The 21,901-nt window shown below is 42.8% G+C and carries 27 protein-coding genes and 1 pseudogene; 13 read left to right on the top strand and 15 right to left on the bottom strand.

Translation table 11 applies throughout. From position 1 onward, the window contains the following. Positions 1-80 precede the first annotated feature (80 nt). A complete protein-coding gene (locus HCR01_RS09265; protein ID WP_193195945.1) occupies positions 81-1,487 on the bottom strand; it encodes a glycosyltransferase in 1,407 nt (468 codons plus the stop codon). 554 nt (positions 1,488-2,041) lie between these two features. Here HCR01_RS09265 and ebsA point away from each other — a divergent pair. The 4 genes from ebsA (at position 2,042) to HCR01_RS09250 (ending at position 4,345) form a co-directional block, all read left to right on the top strand. Beyond that, entirely contained in the window at positions 2,042-2,416 is a 375-nt protein-coding gene (ebsA, locus tag HCR01_RS09260; protein WP_191759716.1) for a type IV pilus biogenesis protein EbsA, read from the top strand. Positions 2,417-2,721: 305 nt separating this feature from the next. Then, positions 2,722-3,099: a nuclear transport factor 2 family protein gene (locus HCR01_RS09255; protein ID WP_193195944.1), complete on the top strand. Its 378-nt coding sequence runs from the start codon at positions 2,722-2,724 to the stop codon at positions 3,097-3,099. A gap of 3 nt (positions 3,100-3,102) precedes the next feature. After that, positions 3,103-3,234: a hypothetical protein gene (locus HCR01_RS39905; protein ID WP_264299895.1), complete on the top strand. Its 132-nt coding sequence runs from the start codon at positions 3,103-3,105 to the stop codon at positions 3,232-3,234. Between the two features lie 16 nt (positions 3,235-3,250). Next, positions 3,251-4,345 carry a phosphotransacetylase family protein gene (locus tag HCR01_RS09250; RefSeq protein ID WP_193195943.1) on the top strand — a complete coding sequence of 365 codons (1,095 nt, stop codon included), beginning with the start codon at positions 3,251-3,253 and terminating at the stop codon, positions 4,343-4,345. Between the two features lie 34 nt (positions 4,346-4,379). Here the strand turns inward: HCR01_RS09250 and HCR01_RS09245 are convergent, their stop codons facing one another. Continuing rightward, complete coding sequence (locus HCR01_RS09245) at positions 4,380-4,901, bottom strand: DUF4188 domain-containing protein (protein WP_193195942.1); 522 nt, start codon at positions 4,899-4,901, stop codon at positions 4,380-4,382. A 100-nt stretch (positions 4,902-5,001) separates the two neighbouring features. Between HCR01_RS09245 and HCR01_RS09240 the strand changes: the two genes are divergently transcribed. The 4 genes from HCR01_RS09240 (at position 5,002) to HCR01_RS09225 (ending at position 7,361) form a co-directional block, all read left to right on the top strand. Next, positions 5,002-5,550, top strand: a complete 549-nt coding sequence (locus HCR01_RS09240; protein WP_193195941.1) for a PadR family transcriptional regulator — start codon at positions 5,002-5,004, stop codon at positions 5,548-5,550. 81 nt (positions 5,551-5,631) lie between these two features. Continuing rightward, positions 5,632-6,135 carry a DNA recombination-mediator protein A gene (locus tag HCR01_RS09235; RefSeq protein ID WP_162393974.1) on the top strand — a complete coding sequence of 168 codons (504 nt, stop codon included), beginning with the start codon at positions 5,632-5,634 and terminating at the stop codon, positions 6,133-6,135. Between the two features lie 113 nt (positions 6,136-6,248). Continuing rightward, positions 6,249-6,644, top strand: coding sequence for an MAPEG family protein (locus tag HCR01_RS09230; protein WP_162393973.1), 396 nt, complete (start codon positions 6,249-6,251; stop codon positions 6,642-6,644). Positions 6,645-6,869: 225 nt separating this feature from the next. Next, complete coding sequence (locus HCR01_RS09225; RefSeq protein WP_193195940.1) at positions 6,870-7,361, top strand: YajQ family cyclic di-GMP-binding protein; 492 nt, start codon at positions 6,870-6,872, stop codon at positions 7,359-7,361. 44 nt (positions 7,362-7,405) lie between these two features. On the opposite strand, the gene HCR01_RS09220 is transcribed toward HCR01_RS09225, so the two are convergent. Together HCR01_RS09220 and HCR01_RS09215 are read right to left on the bottom strand one after the other, a co-directional pair. Beyond that, positions 7,406-7,960, bottom strand: coding sequence for a glutathione S-transferase family protein (locus HCR01_RS09220; protein ID WP_193195939.1), 555 nt, complete (start codon positions 7,958-7,960; stop codon positions 7,406-7,408). A gap of 12 nt (positions 7,961-7,972) precedes the next feature. After that, positions 7,973-8,437: a hypothetical protein gene (locus HCR01_RS09215; protein WP_193195938.1), complete on the bottom strand. Its 465-nt coding sequence runs from the start codon at positions 8,435-8,437 to the stop codon at positions 7,973-7,975. 473 nt (positions 8,438-8,910) lie between these two features. Between HCR01_RS09215 and HCR01_RS09210 the strand changes: the two genes are divergently transcribed. Then, positions 8,911-9,636, top strand: coding sequence for a tetratricopeptide repeat protein (locus HCR01_RS09210; RefSeq protein WP_193195937.1), 726 nt, complete (start codon positions 8,911-8,913; stop codon positions 9,634-9,636). A gap of 391 nt (positions 9,637-10,027) precedes the next feature. Here HCR01_RS09210 and HCR01_RS09205 read toward each other — a convergent pair whose 3' ends face one another. Both HCR01_RS09205 and psaM read right to left on the bottom strand, forming a co-directional pair. Then, a complete protein-coding gene (locus HCR01_RS09205) occupies positions 10,028-10,435 on the bottom strand; it encodes a hypothetical protein (protein WP_193195936.1) in 408 nt (135 codons plus the stop codon). A gap of 250 nt (positions 10,436-10,685) precedes the next feature. Beyond that, positions 10,686-10,817 carry a photosystem I reaction center subunit XII gene (gene psaM / locus HCR01_RS09200; protein ID WP_096538979.1) on the bottom strand — a complete coding sequence of 44 codons (132 nt, stop codon included), beginning with the start codon at positions 10,815-10,817 and terminating at the stop codon, positions 10,686-10,688. 159 nt (positions 10,818-10,976) lie between these two features. Here psaM and HCR01_RS09195 point away from each other — a divergent pair, with 159 nt between their 5' ends. Next, positions 10,977-12,233: an FGGY-family carbohydrate kinase gene (locus HCR01_RS09195; RefSeq protein WP_193195935.1), complete on the top strand. Its 1,257-nt coding sequence runs from the start codon at positions 10,977-10,979 to the stop codon at positions 12,231-12,233. Between the two features lie 102 nt (positions 12,234-12,335). Here the strand turns inward: HCR01_RS09195 and HCR01_RS09190 are convergent, their stop codons facing one another. Next, a complete protein-coding gene (locus tag HCR01_RS09190) occupies positions 12,336-12,959 on the bottom strand; it encodes a class I SAM-dependent methyltransferase (RefSeq protein ID WP_193195934.1) in 624 nt (207 codons plus the stop codon). A gap of 91 nt (positions 12,960-13,050) precedes the next feature. Here HCR01_RS09190 and hemH point away from each other — a divergent pair, with 91 nt between their 5' ends. Continuing rightward, the gene (gene hemH / locus HCR01_RS09185) at positions 13,051-14,214 is read left to right on the top strand and encodes a ferrochelatase (RefSeq protein ID WP_193195933.1); all 1,164 of its coding nucleotides are present in this window, start codon (positions 13,051-13,053) and stop codon (positions 14,212-14,214) included. 102 nt (positions 14,215-14,316) lie between these two features. On the opposite strand, the gene HCR01_RS09180 is transcribed toward hemH, so the two are convergent. From HCR01_RS09180 to HCR01_RS09140, 8 genes are all read right to left on the bottom strand, one after another. Beyond that, positions 14,317-14,454 carry a hypothetical protein gene (locus HCR01_RS09180; protein ID WP_193195932.1) on the bottom strand — a complete coding sequence of 46 codons (138 nt, stop codon included), beginning with the start codon at positions 14,452-14,454 and terminating at the stop codon, positions 14,317-14,319. Between the two features lie 314 nt (positions 14,455-14,768). Then, entirely contained in the window at positions 14,769-15,344 is a 576-nt protein-coding gene (locus tag HCR01_RS09170; RefSeq protein WP_193195931.1) for a Uma2 family endonuclease, read from the bottom strand. Between the two features lie 89 nt (positions 15,345-15,433). Beyond that, positions 15,434-15,592 carry a hypothetical protein gene (locus tag HCR01_RS09165; RefSeq protein ID WP_193195930.1) on the bottom strand — a complete coding sequence of 53 codons (159 nt, stop codon included), beginning with the start codon at positions 15,590-15,592 and terminating at the stop codon, positions 15,434-15,436. Positions 15,593-15,683: 91 nt separating this feature from the next. Next, positions 15,684-16,226 (bottom strand): DUF4126 domain-containing protein, encoded by a 543-nt coding sequence (locus HCR01_RS09160; protein WP_193195929.1) that lies wholly within the window; start codon positions 16,224-16,226, stop codon positions 15,684-15,686. Between the two features lie 146 nt (positions 16,227-16,372). Beyond that, positions 16,373-17,668, bottom strand: coding sequence for an adenylosuccinate lyase (purB, locus tag HCR01_RS09155; protein WP_193195928.1), 1,296 nt, complete (start codon positions 17,666-17,668; stop codon positions 16,373-16,375). A 40-nt stretch (positions 17,669-17,708) separates the two neighbouring features. Further along, positions 17,709-18,260, bottom strand: a complete 552-nt coding sequence (locus HCR01_RS09150; RefSeq protein WP_193195927.1) for a DUF421 domain-containing protein — start codon at positions 18,258-18,260, stop codon at positions 17,709-17,711. A gap of 150 nt (positions 18,261-18,410) precedes the next feature. Next, positions 18,411-19,427: a YihY/virulence factor BrkB family protein gene (locus HCR01_RS09145; protein ID WP_193195926.1), complete on the bottom strand. Its 1,017-nt coding sequence runs from the start codon at positions 19,425-19,427 to the stop codon at positions 18,411-18,413. A gap of 131 nt (positions 19,428-19,558) precedes the next feature. Next, the gene (locus HCR01_RS09140; protein WP_193195925.1) at positions 19,559-21,091 is read right to left on the bottom strand and encodes a YifB family Mg chelatase-like AAA ATPase; all 1,533 of its coding nucleotides are present in this window, start codon (positions 21,089-21,091) and stop codon (positions 19,559-19,561) included. Positions 21,092-21,146: 55 nt separating this feature from the next. Here HCR01_RS09140 and HCR01_RS09135 point away from each other — a divergent pair, with 55 nt between their 5' ends. Both HCR01_RS09135 and HCR01_RS09130 read left to right on the top strand, forming a co-directional pair. Further along, complete coding sequence (locus tag HCR01_RS09135; protein ID WP_162393959.1) at positions 21,147-21,497, top strand: histidine triad nucleotide-binding protein; 351 nt, start codon at positions 21,147-21,149, stop codon at positions 21,495-21,497. A gap of 175 nt (positions 21,498-21,672) precedes the next feature. Continuing rightward, a pseudogene (locus tag HCR01_RS09130) lies at positions 21,673-21,901 on the top strand (photosystem II q(b) protein); the annotation flags it as partial.

Genomic DNA, 21,901 nt, shown 5'->3' with positions numbered 1-21,901 from the left:
GGTGACTAGGAACTGGGTATTGGGAAAGAAAATTATTCTTTTGCTCCTCTGCTTCTTGCCTAGTCCCCAGTCGTCAGTCCCTAATTCTCAGTCCCCGTATGCACAGTTTTCACCCATTTCAACCGCTTTGGTCTTACCGACATCCTGGCTGTGGTACTGCTCATAACCAATAACCAGTGCAACATATATAAATTACCACGTAGTGTCTGAAGCAGCAACAGAAAGTACGTATAAACCTGGAATTTCTGATCTTGACGTATCCGCTTCAGACCTGTATACATCCCGACCATTGACATAGTGACTGATAAGCTAGTTACTGGAGTGAGCATTGGGGGACGATGCCGGGCGATCGCCATTAATAAATCTGGTACTGTTGCTGTGGGCAAGATATACATAATCAGCATAAACATTAACAGATCCCAGGTTTTGTGCCCTCCCATGCGGTTTTTGAGAATCAAACCCCAGTAATCCAAATAGCGCTGATATCCGCCTTCTGCCCAACGGTTACGCTGATGCCAGAGTGCGATCGCCGTCGTCACTCCTTCTTCTTGCACCGCTGGATAGAACACACATTCAATATCCCATTTCTCCAAATGCAAGCGGATTGTCAAATCCAAATCATCGGTGATGGTTTCCTCATTCCAACCACCGCAGCTATCTAAAGCTGAGCGTCTCACAAATTGACCATTGCCCCGTAGTTCGCCGATTCCACCAAGGGCAGTCCGCTGTTGTTGAAACCAGGTATCAAGTGCCATTTCTGCCATTTGACCCTTAGTCCAAAAATTTTCTTTGGCGTTGGCGATCGCTTTTCGCACCTGCACCGCCCCCACCTTTTCTCTTTGAAATAAAGGTATTACTTGTAGTAATAAGTCTGGTGTCACTTGGGCATCAGCATCAAACACTGCTATAATGTCGCCTTTTGTCTGGGGGAGTACCTGATTCAAAGCCCCCGACTTGCCGCCACTTGCTTCGGCTGAGCGCCTAAGTACCTTAAGTCGGTCGTATTGCTGCTCCAGTTCTGCTAATAACTGTGGCGTGCTGTCGGTGCTGTAATCATCAATTATCCATACTTCGTACTGCCCATCTGGATATTCCAGATTACAGAGATTTTTGACTAATTTAGCAATTACCGCTTCCTCGTTTTTTGCTGCCACTAATAAAGAAACATAAGGCAAATCTCCTTGCATTTCTTTAGGATAATGGCGAGGTCTGGTAAACACTACCACTAAGGCATGAAGTCCTAAAATGGTGGTTAATCCCAAGATAAATATAGAACCCCAAGAAGCTAAATGCAGTGCGATCGTGCCACTCCAGACGATTGTCAAAACTAGAGCGGCTTTACGTCTACGACCTTGAAACCGGGATGTTAGAGACACGGTATCTGTCTCTATCATTGACTCCTCATCTGCTGATAGGTCAGACAACAAGGAGTTGAGCGGATCAAGCTCTTTGTAAGAATCTTTTTCGGGCCAGGAATTCGCTGGCATAGGTTACTTGATGCAAAAAGCAGTATTAGTCTACACCCATAAAGAAGCTAGAAATTATACAACACCAAGTTTTGCAACCTTCACAAACTTTTAACCTTCGTGAGATTGGTGATAATTGTTTACCTCCTAAAATCACGATAAACCTAGTAAAGTCGCCCATTAATTGGGAAATCTGGGTTAGGCAAAGTTATAGCAAGGTAGCAGTAGCTTGCTGTTGGGATATAAAGTAATAACAATACCCATCGTTTTTCAGCGAAGGTTTTTAGCGTCATTACCCCTAGCTTCGATAAAAGCCAATGCAAGCCTTATTGTAACCGACATTTTTATATTTCTTAGTAGTAACTTCAGTAATTAGTCATTGGTATCAAAAGTCAAGAGCTAAAAGTCAGTATTTATTTACTCCCTGCCTCTATGCCACCTGCGAAGTTCTGATCGAACTTCTCTGTACTCCTCTACTCTCTTCCCTGGGCTGTGTGCAAATACACATTTTTTGGGAACACTATTGAGAACTACTAATATCCCCAGTTGTCAAATAACTTGAGGAATATTCAACAATGTCTATAGAGCAAATCCAGCCAGCCACTCAACAACAAGCTAGTGTCTACTTACCTTACATTCAGGGCGCTAGGCGCAATTTCTTACCCTATGCCATCAGTCTTTATCAAAAAGGTGTCTTGGAAGGGCATCGAAAAATAGAAGCCAGTGAGCATATTCCCTTTGTTGCTACCTGGAATGTTGCAACTCTACCGTCAGACTTGACGCGTTGCCGAGTTCAGTTTGATGGTAATGCTGACCTTAACTACGAACTGATGATGGCCAGTTTCGAGTTTATTAATTTTTTAATTGAACTTATGGACAACTATAAGCGCCATCGCATAACTGATTTTTCACAAGGGTTTTACCGCAAACTACTGCGTATAGAAGAATAAGGGAATAGAGTACAGGTTATAAGGGACAGATTATTTCCGACCATCTGTAACCTGTAACCTCTCAACTAACTCCAATTCCTGTGATTCATCATTACTTAAAAAAGCAATGTATCATATTACTTTTTTAAGTAGTTATGGAAGAACTAAAAAGTTTTTTTGGTGTATGGTGTTTGCTGCTGTATTTGGTTTGTTAAGAAATTACTAGAAAGAATCTACAGAGCAAGCAGATTTAATAGTTATACCGCGAGTCCTCGGTCGGGGTGAGATCGCAAGGCAAGTTTGTTGATTTTCAAGTTAGAAGCACCATGACTGAAACAGTTGAAACTCAGATTATCAACGTCGAAAAACAGCTCAGACAGGCAATGCTTGCTTCTGATGTCAGCGTTTTGAATGAACTACTAGCCCCCGAAATTATCATCATCAGTCATCTTGGAGAATTATTAGGAAAACAAGATGATCTAGCCGCCCATGAATCCGGTTTGATTAAGATACACGAGTTGAAACCTTCTGAGCAGTATATTCAAATACATGGAGAGGTGGCGATCATTTCAGTCCGAATGCAATTGTCTGGTAGTTATAATGGCAGCCCTGCAAATGGTGACTTTCGTTTCACGCGAGTTTGGGCTGTCTCTTCGAGCGGAACTTGGCATATCGTCGCTGCCCATATAGGTATGGTGGCTTAAACATTGGGAAATTCTGAAGCGATCGCTTTCTTGATTAATGAAAGTTCCATTCTACTCCCGGTTTGCAGAGCAGAAGGCTTTCGCCAGAACAAACTAGAATTAGTAAACACCGAACTGGGTTCTTCTGACTTTTGAAATTAGGAGTGCATGTGTGCCAAAATCCCCTAAATATTTGCTGATTGGATCAACCGAGACTTACAGCGGTAAATCTGCAACTGTTCTGGGTTTGTCTCATCAGCTACAGCAAAAAGGACTGGACATTGCTTACGGTAAACCGCTAGGTACTTGTTTAAATGCATCTGATGGAAGCGTAATTGAGGAAGATGTCCAGTTCATTGCTTCTAGTCTCAATCTGCCGGAAAACCGCATTGCACCCATAATGCTGGCTTTAGATGAAGCCAATGTGCAAAAACGCTTATACGGCGAAGACAAAACCGATTATCAGCAGTCCCTCATCCGGCAATATTTGCAAATGTGCCGAGGAGATTTGGTCTTGCTAGAGGGGCCTGGCGATTTGTCAGAAGGCAATTTGTTTGACTTGTCTTTGCTGCAAGTGGCTGAGGTATTGGATGCTGCTGTGCTTTTAGTAGCCCGTTACAAATCGCTGCTTTCAGTTGAGGCACTATTATCTGCGAAACAGCGTGTGGGCGATCGCTTGATTGGTGTTGTGATCAATGATATCCCCACCAAACAACTGGAAGCCGTTGACACTCTCTTGCGCCCGTTTTTGGAACAGCAGGGTATTCCTGTGCTGGCAATGCTGCCAAACAGTGATTTGCTCCGCAGCGTCAGCGTTGGCGAACTGGTAAAGCAGTTAAATGCCGATGTTCTGTGTCGCAATGATCGCCTGGATTTGATGGTGGAAAGTCTAGCAATTGGCGCGATGAATGTCAACTCTGCTGTCAAGTATTTCCGCAAACGCCGGAATATGGCAGTGGTGACAGGGGGCGATCGCGTGGAAATTCAGCAAGCTGCTTTGGAAACTTCTACCCAATGCCTGATCCTCACCGGGCAACTACCACCTCCCCCATTCATTCTCAGTCGCGCTGAAGAACTAGAAATCCCCATTTTGTCTGTTGACCTCGATACCCTCACCACTGTCGAAATCGTTGATCGCACTTTTGGTCAAGTGCGTGTCCACGAGCCAATTAAAGTTCAGTGCATTCGCCAGTTGATGAGTGAGCATTTTGACATTGACCGCCTGTTATCTAAATTAGGTCTAACTCCCGCAGCAGCCTTACCTTAGCCCAATCAATTCAAACAATTGAGAGCATCCATGCTCAGTTATCAAAAGGCTCTGTTGGCGGTGAGGGTACAGCTGGCACGTTGTCACCTCCTAGGCGACGGCGTGCTGTTTCTCTTTGCCCCATAGCTGGAACGTGCTTAGTTGCAGCAGCTAACCCAAAAACAGGCATATTACCATAAATCGCCTCATATCTTCCCGGCTCGATTAAATAAGTTTCGTGCCAAATGCCGACACTGCCATCAGCACCAATAGCTCGATTAAACCTTTGCCAAGCTTCTAGATGTGTTTCAGATGGATTTCTAGCAAAACGCTCCAAATCCTCGAACGATCGCCAATACTGAATCAATCCCACGCCTCGCCAGTAGATAAACGTTTCTCCCCCTAAAAACCCCTTGTCTGGATTCTGACGAAGGCTGCGTAGCATCGGTGACATCGCCCTCGCTGTGGGAATCCATTTGGAGAAAGCAAAAAATTTATTGATTCGCATCCCAATCAAAAATATGACAAAGGGTTCGTCAATCTCGGCAGTAAATCGCCCTGGTATTACTTGAGGCATATACTATTGACTCCTTACTGTTTTAGTTTAATATGCAACTAGTTGAATATAAATATTGTTATGCAATTAATTGCATAAGTCAAGTAGTGAATTAAAAATTATGGCTTTAGCGCACGCAATACTGGCTGCTTTGGTTGAAGCTCCATGTAGTGGGTATGATTTAGCAAAGCGATTCGATGGCTCTGTAGGCTTTTTCTGGTCAGCAAGTCACCAGCAGATTTATCGAGAGTTGTCGAAGCTAGAAGATCAAGGGTGGATTAGTTGCGAGACGATTCTCCAAGTGGCACGCCCAGATAAAAAGCTCTACAGAGTTACAGATTTGGGAGCACAGCAATTAAAAGAGTGGATTGCTCAACCTTGTGAACCCACACCGATTAAAGATGATTTACTTGTTAAAATCTTTGCTGGGTATATTGCTCCTAGCCAGATTATCTTGGCGGAGCTAGAGCATCATCAAAAAGCCCATCAAGAAAAATTGTCTACTTACAAAAATTTAGAACAGCGTTATTTTCAGAATCCGCAAGAACTGCCAGAACCTGCAAGGTTTCAGTATCTAACTCTGCTGAATGGCATTGCTTATGAAACGTATTGGCTGACTTGGTGTGACCAAGCAATCCGGTTACTGAGCAGAACAATCGAGAAATTGTAGCATTGTCTAACTCAGGTTGGCTTCGCACCTACACGCTGTTTGGTAAAATATCTGGGTCGTTTAATCTGATTATGTTCATCATTGAGCCAGTCAATAGACCTTATTAACCTCGATACATTAGCGCAAGAACTAGCGACAATCCAGCAAACAGGTTCTAAACGAATTGCCTTGCTGGGTTCTCGCCATGTGCCGATTACACATCAGAATCTAATTGAAATGATGACCTATGCCCTCGTTTTGTCAGGGAATCGGGTCATTACCTCCGGGGCTATCGGTACTAATTCAGCTGCCATCAAGGGAGCTATGCGGGCTGATGCCAATTTGTTAACGGTAATCCTACCCCAAAGCTTGGAACGCCAGCCTTTGGAATCGCGCCAGCAACTAGAACAGGTAATGCATTTAGTGGAAAATCCCAGTAATGATAATCTGTCCCTTGCTGAAGCTAGTTACCTGTGCAATAAGGAGATTGTTTCCCGCTGCCAGCAACTAATCTGCTTTGCATTTCACGACAGTCGCACTCTATTGCAAACTTGCCAAGATGCAGAAGAACAAAGAAAAGTGGTGACGCTTTTCTACTTTGATTAGTCATTTATTATTTGTCTTTTGTCTTACCCTGCGGGAAACCGCTGGTGTGTCTATGTGTTTGACCAATGACAATGACTAATGACCAATGACTAGTAACCCATGACTAATAACTAATGATAATTTTTTTGTATTCTATTGCTGCTGCTGCCGTTTTGATATATCTACCATTTTTGGTAGTAGGTTATGCCCGTGCGCGTGTTGGGTATGATACCTCTGCTCCTCGCGCTATGTTTGATAAATTGCCACCATACGCTCAACGAGCTACCTGGGCACATCAGAACTCCTTTGAAGCATTTATGATTTTTGCCGCAGCTGCATTAATGGCTTATGTAACGAGTGTAAATTCTTCTACAGCAGCCGTGGCTGCGATCGCCTTTGTTGCAGCTCGCTTGTTATACTCGATTTTTTATATTGTGAATATACCCCTTTTGCGATCGCTCATGTTTGCCATTGGCTCTCTGAGCTCTGGCACTCTTATCCTTCTGAGCATCATCCAAGCCACTAGTTAATTGGGGACTGGGAATTGGGGACTGGTGAGACATCGCTGCGAAGAGAAGTTTGGATCGGAGGAAGCCTCCGCTCCAAACTTCGGGGAGGGTTTCCCGACCCAGGCGACTGCGAACCCTTTGGCGCAGCCTCTCGTAGAGAAGGGTGACTGGGGAATGGGATTATTGCCAACGCCTATATCTTAGTCCCTATTCAAAATCCAACATCTAAATAATCCAACATTTGCTATGGCTTCTACTTATTCCTTTGACATTGTGAGCGACTTTGACCAACAAGAATTGGTTAACGCTGTTGACCAAGTTGCGCGTGACATTAAAAGCCGTTACGACCTCAAAGATACTAAAACTACTGTCGAGTTAGCTGAACAAAGCATTAATGTTAGCACCGACAGCGAGTTTACCTTAGAGTCTGTCCACAACATCCTGCGGGAAAAAGCCGCCAAGCGGAATCTGTCCCAAAAAATCTTTGATTTTGGCAAAGTTGAATCGGCCAGCGGTAATCGCGTGCGTCAAGAAATCAAACTCAAAAAAGGTATCAGCCAGGAAATTGCCAAGCAAATTTCCAAATTGATTCGCGACGAATTCAAAAAGGTACAAGCCTCAATTCAAGGCGATGTTGTGCGGGTTTCTGCCAAAGATAAAGATGACTTACAAACTGTCATCCAGCGGCTAAAGCAAGAAGACTTCCCTGTTGCTTTGCAGTTTACAAATTATCGTTAAAAAATCTGTAGGGTGGGCAATTGCCCACCAATTCCATCAATTAATTATGCCTTTGCACCAATACTCTTTTGAAATGCCGGACGCTCAGACATTCGCCTGATATAGTTCAACACGGCTGGGTAAGAACTGAGGTCTAGATTCAGCATGATGGGAATGTAACTCAGGATAGACCCCACTGCCACATCAACAACAGTAAATTCATTGCCCAGTAAAAAAGGTTGCTGTCCGAGAATTTTATTTAACGCAGTTAACAAGATGGGCATTTCCCGCTCCCGATTTGCTTCCGTAAAAATCCCTGGGCCAAGAGTAGCATTGGCAAACAATACCCATTGAGAAAATACAGCCCGCTCCTCTGGCGAAACTGGATTACCATACTTATCGGCAAGATACAGCAAAATTGCTCCTGATTCCCAAAGTTTAAAGTCTCCATCAACAATTGCTGGCACTTTACCAATGGGGTTAATTGCTAAATACTCAGGTTGCCGATGTTCACCTGCTTGCATATCCAGCTTGACAAATTCGTAAGGAACTTTTAGTTCCTCTAAATACCAGTGAACAATTGATGCGCGACTACGAGCGCCGCCATATAGTTTCAGCATAATTACTTAGAACTAAAGAACTTTGTGAGTGTGGGAATGCTGCTTAACGTTGTCTTCTTTGGTAACAACTCTAGCAGCATTTAGCACTCGTTTGCGCTCAATGGAATACTTAAACTCAGAGTAGGTTGTACCCAAGGGAATCAGAGATTTTGCAGATTCACGACGCTTGTAGGTACGAGCTGCTGCAAACGCTCGTGGTACAAATTCTTCCCCGAACTGAGCCGACTCTGGAAAACCATCTGGTAAGTGCAGTGTATCGCTGTCTAGTACATCTCCCAAAGTTGTTGCAAAAGCCAGCTTATAGGACGTAGGAATGCCCTTTAACAGTGCTTCCAAAGCTGCGGAGGGGATAGGTTCTATAACTTCGATTTGATGAACTTCTCCATCTTCCTTGACGAAGCAAGTCGCCAAGCCGATCGCAATATAATCATCAGCTGCTAAATCGGGGGCATTGGGATAAGAAATTGTAGTTGTCATAAGAAAAATTCTCAAAACTTAAAAAATTAAAATTCAGTAGATAGGATCCACCATGTTGCACAGAGATCCCATAGGGTAGTGGTGTTTAACTGGCGTGGTTAGGGAGACTAGGGAAAGCACAGAGATGATTTTTGCATTCTCCGTGTTCCCTTGCCCCTGTGTTCTCTTTTCAATCTCTAATGAACGGCTTGTTGGCATTCTACCAAGTTGTCGCTCTTACTAATTGACTAGTCTTTAAGATTGATATTTGCTATTTCTGGAATTCAACTTGGGGATGAAGTATCTATTACTAGGTTGGAGGATCAATTGTTTATGTGCAGCGAAGACCTCAACTAATTTGAGCAATTAAACTCAGCATTAAGATAGGTTTTAAGTAGTGAAAAATACTTTATAAGTTTAAGAAAGTGGTAAAACCACGAGCCGGAAAAAACTACAGTTTGATTTCACAGAGTAGGTAAATCAGGCAAGATAATATGAATAATCACTCATTTTTAGCTTCTGGTGTCCCGCAAAGTGACTATTATAAATTTGTTACAAATCATACAAATAATCTTCAAAAGAATGGGGCAAACAGTAGCGGCGAATCTGCTTCAAAAGACAGTTACTTACGCTCTCGTGCTTTGAGGTCAGCTCAACAAGGAGATTATACTGAGGCGATCGCACTCTTAAACCAACTAATTCACCGCCGTCCTCACAATGCTGTTGATTACAACAACCGCGGGCTGATTTATTTTCAAAGTGGTGATACACAAAAAGCGTTTTGTGACTACAACACCGCACTACAACTTAATCCCAAGTTGGCTAGTGCTTATAATAATCGGGCAAATTACTACGCAGCCTGTGGTGAATTAGCAGCAGCGATCGCCGACTACGATCAGGCGCTAGACTTGAATCCTAGCCATGTTCGGGCGTGGATTAACCGAGGTATTACCTTACGTGACTTAGGGCAATACGAAGAAGCTATTGAGAATTTTGAGATAGCACTGCTTTTTGGTCAACTAGAAGGTCATATTTGGGCAGAACGCGGTAGGACTTATCATCTTTGGGGTGACTGGAATTTTGCGATCGCTGATTATTATCGCGCTCTTACTCAACTGTCCTGCGCTGACAACAGTAGGGATGTTACTAGTTATCGCTTGCATTTACAACTCGAAAGTTGGCTCAACGAGCTGCTATCTCCTCAGCATTCCAACTCGTAGATTAACCTCTTTAAGCATTCAAGATTCAAAAAAGTGATTCTTTATTTTGGATTTTAAATTGGAGAGACTGAGCTGTACCCTTACGAGATAAGCTACGGGGACACGGCTTAACTGCGTCTATGGGTTTTGAACTGCGGTAGCACAGTGACATTTTATCGCTGATGGCTAATAGATGATAACTGCATAGCTACTCAAAAATTAGCTACTAACTATTACTTATTAGCAATTATATAAATTACACCCAGCTTATAGCGGTTCTCACTTCAATGATATACACAGAAGAAATAATTAACCACAGATAGATTTATACCTCAGTCGGCTGGGAAACGCTACATACGTAGCCAGAATCACAGAAACCTAAACAACTTCAAATCCAAATTTAATATTTTCTTTAGGGTGATGACTCTGTTGATTCAACTTCTGTCGTCTCTTTAGGAAAAGCAATCCGACGCTGATTAGGGTCGAAACGGTAGCTCTGTTCTTGCATAATACTTTTAGCCTGGTGCGGATCAAAGTTACGGCTAAATTGCGCCTGTAGATTATTGACACGTCCTTCCATCAGCTTGACTTCAGTCTGGATTTCTCGCAACTTGCCTTGCTGTAACCAGTGATAAGGTAAAAGTTGCGCTAGGGCGGACGCTGCTGCTGCTGTAATTACAAGGTTAACCGCTATCTTTGCTGTACCTTCCAGTGCCATTACTTGGTAAGAACGTTGACGAAGGTGGCGCTTTGGTCGAGGAACAACCCGACGTTTTTGTATAGGTTTTACTGGGGGTCTGGACGGTTGAATCGCGTTCATGATGCTAAAAAAAGCCTCTCTGAGTCAAGGGAAGCACGGTAAAAAGCACCCTGGCACTAATTACTGCTTGATTTAGCAGCCATATTACTTCATTTTTTGGAAATTGCTACACGTATCGCATGATTTTAAAAAGAACCTGGCCTACGTACGTGCAAGTTTTTCAGCATAACTTACGACATAAAGCCACAAGTGTCTGGATGCACCCCGTACTGCCAGGATGATTGGTTTTATAACCGTTTTACATTGGGCGTTATTTGTAAAGTTCTGTAGCTAACCGCCAAGCCAAAACTCCTGGGATCAGCGCCACAACTAAAGCGATGTACACTTGAGTATCTGATATGGAAGACACTTGAGCGAGGTACAAAGTATCTAAAATAGGCATGGTTTGAAACCTCCTAAACTGAATAGATTTTGAACAGTTCGTTTACTACTTTTCCTTGTTTTGCCAAGATTGGGGAATATCTTGTTACAAGATGCAACAAAAGCAGTTATTTAATCTGTAGTCACCAGTTATTCTTTATTAGCAAAATTTATCAAACTCATGGATATGTATCTGGGTATCGACTTCGGGACGTCTGGCGCACGCGGTATAGTGATTGACGATGAAGCTTGTATCCAGGTTGAGGTACGTTATGCCTTTGAGGATTCATCTATCTGTGACATGCCAGACTTTTGGCAGAAAGCTTTATTTGAGCTTTTAGAGCAAATACCTCAAGAATTGCGGCGAGAAATTAGGGCGATCGCAATCAATGGTACATCCTCTACAGTGTTGGTATGTGATGCTATTGGTAAGCCTGTAGATGCACCACTGTTGTATGACGATGCGCGGGGTTCATCTATGCGAGAGCAGTTGAGGAGCGTAGCACCCCCCAATCATAACGTGTTAAGCGCCACCTCCAGCCTTGTCAAACTTTTGTGGATGAGGCAATTACCCTCTTTTAACGAAGCTAAATATTTTCTACATCAAGCCGACTGGCTGGCGTTTCTTTTGCATGGGTATTTAGGTGTTAGTGACTACCACAATGCTTTAAAGCTGGGTTATGACGTGGAACAGTTAAAATACCCGGAATGGCTGGAAAAGATGCAACTATCAATTCAGCTACCTAAAGTTTTACCTCCTGGTACTCCAATTAGTGAAGTGCGTTTTGAAATTGCAGCTAAATTTGGTTTGCGTCATGATTGCCTGGTATGTGCTGGTACGACTGATAGTATTGCTGCTTTTCTGGCCAGTGGTGCAAAATTGCCTGGTGAGGCAGTGACTTCCTTGGGTTCAACGTTGGTACTAAAACTTTTGAGTCATACTTGTATTGAAGATGCGCGATATGGAATTTACAGTCATCGATTGGGTGATTTGTGGCTAACTGGCGGTGCTTCTAATACAGGGGGTGCAGTACTCAAGCACTTCTTTAGTGATGTTGAGTTAGAAAGCCTTAGCCGTGAAATTGATGGATCAAAAGCTAGCGAGTTAGATTATTATCCATTGTTGAAAGTAGGCGATCGCTTTCCAATTAACGACCCCAATCTGCCCCCACGCTTGGAAACACGCCCAAATAATTCCGTTGAATTTCTGCATGGTTTACTAGAAAGCATCGCCCGTATAGAGACACAAGGGTATGAATTATTGCAAAAAATGGGCGCTGACAAGTTGAGCCGTGTTTATACTGCTGGGGGTGGCGCGGCAAATGACACTTGGACTGCAATTAGAGCACGTCATTTGCAAGTTCCTGTAGCAGTGTCGGTTTATACAGAAGCAGCTTACGGAACGGCTTTGTTGGCGATGCGGGGAGTGGAGAAATGAGTGCTGAGTCAGGAGTCAAGAGTCAAGAGTCAAGAGTCAATAATTTTCTCATTGCCCCCTGCCCCTCTGCTCCTCTGCCCCCCTACCCCTCTGCCCTTCTCTCTATTTACACGCTTGTATGACTTGCAGACTTCCACCTGCAAACAAAGTTGATTTATCTACCTCAAACCCAGTCTCAGTTAACAATTCAGCTAAATCAGTTTTCAACAACTGCCAAGCTGTTTGTGTTTCAAACAACAGCAAAAACAGTGATAATCCAGGCCAAAAGACAGGATTAGTAGGAGCATGAAAATCCACCAACACAAATATCCCTCCTGGCTTCAATACCCTATAAACCTCTTTAATAATTTTTCGCAATTGCTCAGGTTGCATCTCGTGTAATGCAGTGCTGGTATGTACCACATCAAATAGATGATCTGCAAACGGCATCTCCTCCGCGAAAGCCTCCACATAGTCAGCTTCAGGTGCATTCCGCCGCGCTCGTTGCAAAGACTTGGGCGAAGCATCCAATCCCGTTACATTTTCTGAATATTTCACTAAAAATTGCGTCGCTTGCCCACTACCGCAGCACAAATCTAAAATCTGAGTATCTGAGTGAATCGTTAAGCCTTGTAAAGCTAGTTCCCGAAAACGGGCTTCACCACCTACAATTAAGGCTGCTAAACGTGAGATTGCATCATATAACCACTGATATTGGTAACTCCAGTCTCTTAATATTGTTGCCATTGCATCTTGCCTCCCCGTTTAACTTTATTTAATAAAGATATATTGTTAACATTAGTAAAAAAGCTGATAAGATTTGGGGAAAATAATTGCTATGGGTCGTGTAGGCGTCTTATTACTCAATCTCGGTGGCCCCGACAAATTAGAGGATGTCGGTCCGTTTTTATATAACCTATTTTCTGATCCGGAAATTATTCGCCTACCATTTCGCTGGTTGCAAAAACCCTTAGCTTGGTTCATTGCCTCGCGGCGAACCAAAACATCCCAAGAAAACTATAAACAAATCGGCGGCGGCTCTCCACTGCGAAGGATCACAGAAGCGCAAGGAGAAGCCCTAAAAGAACAGTTAAGTGATTTGGGGCAAGAAGCCAATATTTACGTGGGAATGCGTTATTGGCATCCCTATACCGAAGAAGCGATCGCTCAACTTACCCAAGATAACATCGAACGTCTAGTGATTCTGCCACTGTACCCCCAATTTTCTATCAGTACTAGTGGTTCTAGCTTCCGGCTTTTAGAAAAACTTTGGCAAGAAGACCCTAAACTTCAACGCATTGAATACACCGTCATTCCTTCTTGGTACAAGCAACCAGGTTATCTGCAAGCGATGGCGGAACTCGTAGCTCAAGAACTTGATCAGTTTCCTAATCCCGATGAGGTTCATATCTTTTTCAGCGCTCACGGTGTTCCTAAAAGCTACGTTGAAGAAGCAGGCGATCCCTACCAGCAAGAAATTGAGGAATGTACTGCGCTGATTATGCAGACCCTCAATCGACCTAACGCCCACACCTTGGCTTACCAAAGTCGCGTCGGCCCAGTAGAATGGCTCCAACCTTATACCGAGGATGCGCTGAAAGAACTAGGCGCACAAGGTGTTAAAGATTTGGTTGTCGTCCCCATCAGTTTTGTTTCAGAACACATCGAGACATTACAAGAAATTGATATTGAATATCGGGAAGTAGCTGAAGAATCAGGAATTCACAACTTCCGTCGCGTACCTGCTCCCAACACTCATCCAGTATTTATTAATGCACTGGCAGACTTAGTGATTGATGCACTGAAAAACCCCAGTTTCAAGCTTTCCCAAGCTGCTCAAATGAAGAAAAGGGTGAAAATGTATCCCCAAGAGCGTTGGGAATGGGGTTTGACTACTAGCGCTGAAGTATGGAATGGTCGTATTGCCATGCTGGGCTTCATTGCTTTGATCATTGAGCTAATTACTGGCCAAGGTCTGCTGCACATGATTGGACTGTTGTAAAAGCTTTGAGGAGTTAGGAGTTTCTAATAATTAACTCCTAGCTCCTCACTGCCATATAGGAAGTTTCTGCACAAAGTGTAGTTAATAGCAAGAACGTCTTTCTTATTCCAAACGTGTAGAAGCTTGAATATCCATTTCATCTAGTCGTTCTTCAATAGCATTATGTATCGAGTTTAGATCAAATTTATCTTGCGTATTTGCCTGCACTTCAATTCTGATAGTCATAAGGTCGTCTTGCATACCATAAATGTAGTGTATAAATATGACCTTTTCTAATAGATTAGACTTATTGCAAAAATCAGGGTAAAGGTTGTGAGTCCCTTTTCCCTTTAACCTCTCTCCTTTTCCCCAAAAGTGTAAAAATATACATACTTTTGCAAGAGGTCTATTTTTCTCATGCTGCTTCAATAGAAATTTCACGTATGGGAATAAAGCCTTCAATTAGCCGATGGTCTGTCATTGGTTTATTGCTATTTAGTAAACGTTTATAGTAAAGACTTTAGTCCTTATCTTTTTTATAAGTATATGATGACAGAAGTTTACACTACGAACTTTTACCAAATTCGTTGTATATTGAGTACAAAACCAGGTAAGATACTTTCCCCGGAAATAGTTTGAGGAAATTTTAAAACTTCCACATCTTGTCCTGGACGATAAATTTCTACTTCCTGTTTCTTTCGGTTGATCAACCAACCTAGACGACAACCATTTTCGATATACTCTTGCATCTTATTTTGAGTTTTCTTCAAGCTGTCATTAGGTGAAAGTATCTCGATAACAAAATCAGGGCATAGAGGAATAAATTTTTCTTTTTGTTCTTTATTCAAAGCATCCCAACGAGATTTTTCTACCCAAGAAACATCAGGAGAACGGTCAGCCCCCGAAGGTAAAGTAAATCCAGTTGATGAATCAAAAACTTCGCCTAATTGATTTTGATCGTTCCAGAACCATATTTGAGCGTTAATAGTAGAATTACTTTTTCCTGTTTCCCCTCCCGTAGGTGGCATTATAATCAACTCTCCTTGGGCATTGCGTTCTAATTTTAAATCGGGATTTTCTTTACATAATTGATAAAACTGCTCTCTTGTCAGTTTAATTACAGAATTGAGGTTTAATGTAAGTGCTGTCATAGCAGTATCTCCCGTTTTTGTTCGCTGGCTGGTCTACAAACCTATATCCATTTTGTTCTACACCACAATAAAAGGGGATGAAATACATATCAAAACCACTGCCATCCTGATTTTTGCTGATATCCTCTGGTTCCCAACCGCCGCACAGATTCTAAATTATTTGAGCGAAATTCCTCTTTTACATAAGTTACCCGCCACAAACCATCAGCACCAATATGCGATCGCAATTTTAGGATGAAGGTCGCCAAGGCTACCAATCGTTGTTAAAACTATTCGACTCACTATTCTTAACTCATTAACAACAAGTACTCGTTTTCAACTTGCCACGGATGCTCATTCTTAACTTTTCTTTTGCCAATACCAGTCATACCACTGCTTAGCACTACGAACTGCAAACCACAGCAGGATTAAAGCAATTAATCCTCCTTGCCACGGAGCATCAAAGGCAAAAAGCACTAGAGCAACACCCAAGGTATCTTGAAGGAAGACTGCCCACAATGGTAAGCCACGCAAACGATAGAACCAACCGACTTGAACTAGCTGGAGTACCAAAGCCAACAAACCCCCAATACAGGCAATTAGCCAGTTTGGCGTTGCTGTTGCCGAAGCTACTGCTAACCCCATAATTGCCCCTGCTAGGGGAGATAATAATAATTGAATCAGTTGGATTACTCTCTGCCCCACTAGCTTTTTTGAGGCAAATAATTCAACTAACGACCAACTAGTTAGCAAGCCTAACAAGACTGGTGGGGAAATGTGAGATAAGATTGGAACTTGCGACCAAAAGTTACTGCCCTGCAACAGTCCAATAATCAGCAGAGGTATGCCTATTCTCATTCCTGCTGCCGCAGAAGCAGAAAGTGTTGCTAGGATTTCAATCATCAGGGCATCCTAAAGGCTAACAAATAAGCCAAGATTTGTTATTTATACTACCCATTGTTTGTAATTTTTCCAGCACAAATTAAGATAAGTCTTAAGTTAGTAGTGAGCGCTTAAGCGCTTAAGCGCTCACTACAAGCAAATTAATCTCAAATTTCTAGTCTTTTGTAAACCTCTTCTAAATGCCGTAGATGTTGCTGGGGGTCAAAACACAACTCTATTTCTGCTGGAGACAACTTTTGGGTAACACGTGGGTCTTTACTAACCAAATCATGGAAATCGCCTTCTGGCTTGTTCCAAGCAGCATGAGCGTTTTGCTGGACGATCGCATAAGCTTCTTCGCGGCTGCTTCCCTTGTCTATCAAAGCGAGTAGCACTTTCTGGCTGAAGACGACACCACCATAGCAGTTGAGATTTCGTTCCATGTTCTCAGGATAGACCAGCAGGTTTTTCACCAAATCGGTTATTTCTACCAACATAAAGTGCGTCAGAATGCAAGCATCTGGCAAAATCACCCGTTCTACAGAACTGTGAGAAATGTCTCTCTCGTGCCAAAGTGCGATGTTTTCTAAAGCTGCACCGGCATGACTTCTGACAAGTCGCGCCATTCCCGTCAGCCGTTCGGAACGAATGGGGTTGCGCTTATGTGGCATGGCACTGGAGCCTTTTTGACCTTTGGCGAAGAATTCTTCAACTTCCAGAACGTCTGTTTTTTGCAGATTGCGAATTTCTACGGCAAAGCGCTCAATGGATGCCGCTACTAAGGCTAATTGTTGCACGTAGTCGGCATGGCGATCGCGGGAAATGACTTGTGTTGAGGCCGTATCGGGTTTGAGTCCGAGTTTTTGGCAGGCGATCGCTTCCACACGTGGTTCAATATTGGCATAGGTTCCCACCGCACCGGAAATCTTACCTACAGCAATAGTTTCGCGCAGAATTTTCAGGCGTTCTTGGTGTCGCAACACTTCTGCCAACCATCCAGCCAGCTTGAAACCAAAGGTGATTGGTTCAGCATGAATTCCATGCGATCGGCCAGTCATTACTGTATGACGATGTTCCTGTGCCTTGTGGCGAATCGCCTTAATCAAATCTTCCAGGCGTTGCAACAACACATCCAGACTGGCAACCAATTGTAGTCCTAAAGCCGTATCCAGCACATCCGAACTGGTTAAACCCAGGTGAATATAGCGTCCTGCATCACCGACATATTCATTGACATTTGTCAAGAAAGCGATTACATCGTGACGGACTTCAGCCTCAATTTCTAACACCCGTTTCGGGTCAAAATCTGCCTTGGTCTTAATTTCCTCAACCGCCTGAGATGGAATGTAACCTAGTTCAGCTTGAGCCTCACAAACAGCAATTTCTACTTGCAGCCAAGTTTTTAGCTTATAGGCTTCACTCCACAGATTACCCATTTCAGGCAAAGTATAACGCTCAATCACAGTTCGGCACAGAATACAACCGTCATATTTTACAGTCTAATTAATGTACATCACTTTTTAACTCTGCTTTTGGCTTAGCTATGGAACTAGTTTTTAAATCAGATGTAATGATACTAATGCTACCGTCAGCCTCCATATATGCAAACTTTACCTCAGCCAAAAATTCCACACCTTGCTGACGTAATTTGCTCATTAGCTCATCTTCGGTGATCAATTCTTTTTGGAGATGGCGCTCAATCATCCGACCATTTTTTACCAGCAGCAGTGGTGGTTGATTGAGAAAACGCTGAAACTGAGGTAGTTTATAGCCTAACCAGTTAAGTAAGTAGCTCCAAAAAATCACAGTTCCTACCAAAATAGCGCCTTCCGTAATCGATGTATAGTTACTAGCCATTGCATTTTGGGCGGCTTCTGCAAATAACACAACTACAAGTAAATCAGTAATTCCTAGGGTTCCTAGTTGTCGGCTAGGAAGCACACGTAGCACTGAGAACAGCGCCAAGTAGACTAGCGACCCGCGTATAATTAACTCAAAAACACTGATGCTAGGAATAAAGATAGCCTGCCAATCAATAAACAACCATTTTTCCATTAGCGATTATTTTATTCATTCTGGAATAAAGTTTTGGTCAAAATCCGGGATGAGATTATCTGTGATTTGATCACATAACTAAATTTTGCAAGAAATTGAATCATTCAATATTCACCGATTAGGGAAACATCAATATCTAGCATTTAGTAATTAAAATCGTTGATTTTTCCTTTTTTGTTTTGAACGCTTGGGTTTGCGAAAATACCGGATTAAGCGGTTAATCAAGCTAGAAGATGGCTTTTTATTAGAAGGAGGCTGTTCCTTCTGGTTATTATCATTGGGTTTAGTGTTATTTGAGATAGGCATGGCATTCTTAGTTGGGACTATGCCACTTCCGTATCTTCTGGCATACACTTGGGTAAATTCTGCACCAAAGAAAAGAATCTGCGCGGCATAGTTAACCCAGGCTAAGATAACTACCAGTGAACCAGCAGCGCCGTAGGTTGAACCAAAACTACCATTACCTAGATATTGTCCTAATAAAAACCTACCAATTGAGAACAAAATTGAAGTAATAACAGATCCAATTAAAACATCACTCCAAGTAATTTTGACATCTGGCAGAACTTTGAATATTGATCCGAACAGCAATGTAGTTATAGCAAAGGAAACGATAAAGTTGACTATCTGCCATATGAAATCAACACCAGGTATCATGTTACTAAAGTATGTCACCAGCGCTGTTAATGCTGTACTAATTACCAGTGATACTAAAAGCAAAAAGCCAATACCTATAACCATTGTGAATGATAAAAAGCGTTGGCGAAAGATGTTGACAATACCGCGTTCAGGTTTAGGTTTTACTTCCCAAATTGTGTTAAGGGAATCTTGCAACTCGGTAAATAAACCAGTAGCACCTAATATCAAAACTAAAAAACTAATGATGGAGGCGATCGCTCCTGTCTGTGGTTTGTTAGCATTTTGGATGGCTGTTTCGATAAACTCTGCTCCGTCTCTGCCGACTAAACCTTGAATTTGTTGAACAATTTCGCCTCTAGCTGCTTCTTCTCCAAATACTGCGCCTGCGATCGCAATTACAATAATTAGCAACGGTGCGATAGAAAAAATCGTGTAATAAGCAAGTGCTGCCGCTAATCGTGAGGCTTTATCCTCATTCCATTCCTTAAATGTTTCTTGTAACAACTTCCAAATTGCCTGCAAACTCATCCAATCAGTCTCCTTCTCAGGGAATTTCGCTTACTTCCTGATATATTTGATACTGATCTCATAAGTTGTGTCATCATCCCAAGGGTGTTTGTGTAGCTTCCTTGAGGAAGAATTTAGTAGAGTCTATGCTTTTACTGCATTCTATCGATTGTGCGATACTGGATTGCTTCCGCCACATGATTGGCTTTTAGCTCATCTTCTCCAGCTAAATCTGCAATAGTACGCCCTACTTTGAGAACGCGATCGCTAGCTCTTGCTGATAAACCTAATTTTCTAATTGCTGCTTCTAATAAATTGCGACTAGCGTCATCAAGCTTACACCACTTTTGGAGATGACGACTTTGCATTTGGGCATTGCAACGCAGATTTACTTCTTCTTGGAAACGAGTAATTGCGCGATCGCGTGCTTGTTGTACTCGTTGACGCACTGATATTGATGCTTCTCCTGTAGGTTGTTGGGTAATTTCCTCTGGTTTCAAGCGATTCACCGCCACTTGCAAATCAATTCGATCCATTAACGGCCCAGAAAGCTTTGCCCAATATTGCTCACGTTGTCGTGGTGAACAAGTACACTGTTGAATGGTATCGCCATAGTAACCGCAAGGACAAGGATTGGTACTCGCCACCAAAGTAAACTGAGCGGGAAACATTACTGATTGTTTAGTGCGGGAAATCGTTACGTAGCCATCTTCTAAAGGCTGGCGCAGAAATTCCAGCACATCGCGTTTAAATTCCGTGAGTTCATCAAGAAAAAGAATACCTCGGTGAGATAATGAGATTTCTCCAGGACGTGGGAAAGTACCACCACCGACCAGAGATGGCCCGGATGCTGAGTGGTGCGGACTGCGAAAAGGGCGATCGCGTACCAATGAACCGCGATTTTTCAATAAACCAGCCACCGAGTGAATACGAGTCACTTCCAAAGATTCAGCAAATGACAAAGGCGGCAGAATTCCTGGTAAGCGTCGCGCTAGCATCGTTTTGCCACTACCAGGCGGCCCCACAAAAATTAAATTATGTCCGCCAGCAGCAGCAATTTCTAAAGCACGTCGAGCATGAGCTTGTCCTTTCACATCTTGTAAATCTGCGGAATGTAGAGACGTTATATGTAACGTCTCTACAGTGTCATCCATCTGCACAGGTTTGTAACGTCCTGGATTACTTAAAAAATTAACTACATCAGACAGATGTTTGCAGCCGTAAACAGCTAATCCTTGCACTACTGAAGCTTCTTGTGCATTATCAGCAGGAAGAACTAAACCTGCAATTCCCATCTTTTGAGCATTAGCAGCGATCGGTAGGACGCCAGCCACAGGCCTTAGAGTCCCATCCAGAGAAACTTCCCCTAAAAATAGATAATCTCCCAACAAATCAGCACTAACTTGCTCAGAAGCCGCTAAAATTCCCACACTAATTGGTAAATCAAAACAGGGGCCTTCCTTGCGTAAATCAGCTGGAGTTAAATTAATCACAATCTTTCGCATCGGAAAGGCAAAGCCTGCATTCTTCAGTGTTGCCTTGACTCTCTCTCTAGATTCCTGAATCGCTGAATCTGGTAATCCTAAGACAACAATTCCTGGTAGTCCCCCTGATATATCGACTTCCACACCCACTTTAACGGCATCGATGCCCACAATTGATGCACTCCAAACTCTGGCAAGCATTTCTTCTACAGCCCTAAACCTTTAGAATCTCTAGCAGATGAATTGGTAAATTGGCATGAGTGAAACCACAGACACGATTTTTAGCAAAATTATTCGGCGGGAAATTCCGGCTGACATTGTTTATGAGGATAATTTAGCGCTGGCATTTAAAGACATCCATCCGCAAGCGCCGATTCACATCCTAGTTATTCCTAAAAAACCCATTGTCAAACTATCTGATGCCGAATCTCAGGATCATGCTCTGTTAGGGCATCTTTTGTTAACCGCTAAACGTGTTGCCGAAGAAGCTGGATTGAAAAACGGTTATCGCGTTGTCATCAATACTGGTGATGACGGTGGTCAAACTGTTTCTCACTTACATCTGCATATCCTAGGAGGACGGCAGTTGAACTGGCCCCCTGGTTGATAAAACCTGATGAATCGCGTTTAGAGATGCGATTCATCACGTAAATGAATCACTCTCATAATTAATACCTATGTAATATTTCTTTACAAATATCAATTTTGCTTCTAATGTAATAAACATAGGTAAGCAAATTTGCCTACCTAATTCATTCACAACCAAACGCACTTATAAAACCATGACAGCAACCTTACAACAGCGCTCCAGCGCCAACGTATGGGACAAATTCTGTGAGTGGATCACCAGCACCAACAACCGTTTATACATCGGTTGGTTCGGCGTTCTCATGATCCCCACCCTACTAGCAGCAACCACCTGCTTCATCATCGCCTTCATCGCCGCTCCCCCCGTAGACATCGACGGCATCCGCGAACCAGTAGCAGGTTCATTAATCTACGGAAACAACA

The organism is Nostoc sp. MG11, from assembly GCF_014904695.1.
Classification (GTDB): Bacteria; Cyanobacteriota; Cyanobacteriia; order Cyanobacteriales; family Nostocaceae; genus Komarekiella.
Note: the sequence above shows the minus strand (reverse complement) of the source record. Positions and strands in the feature narration are given on the sequence as shown.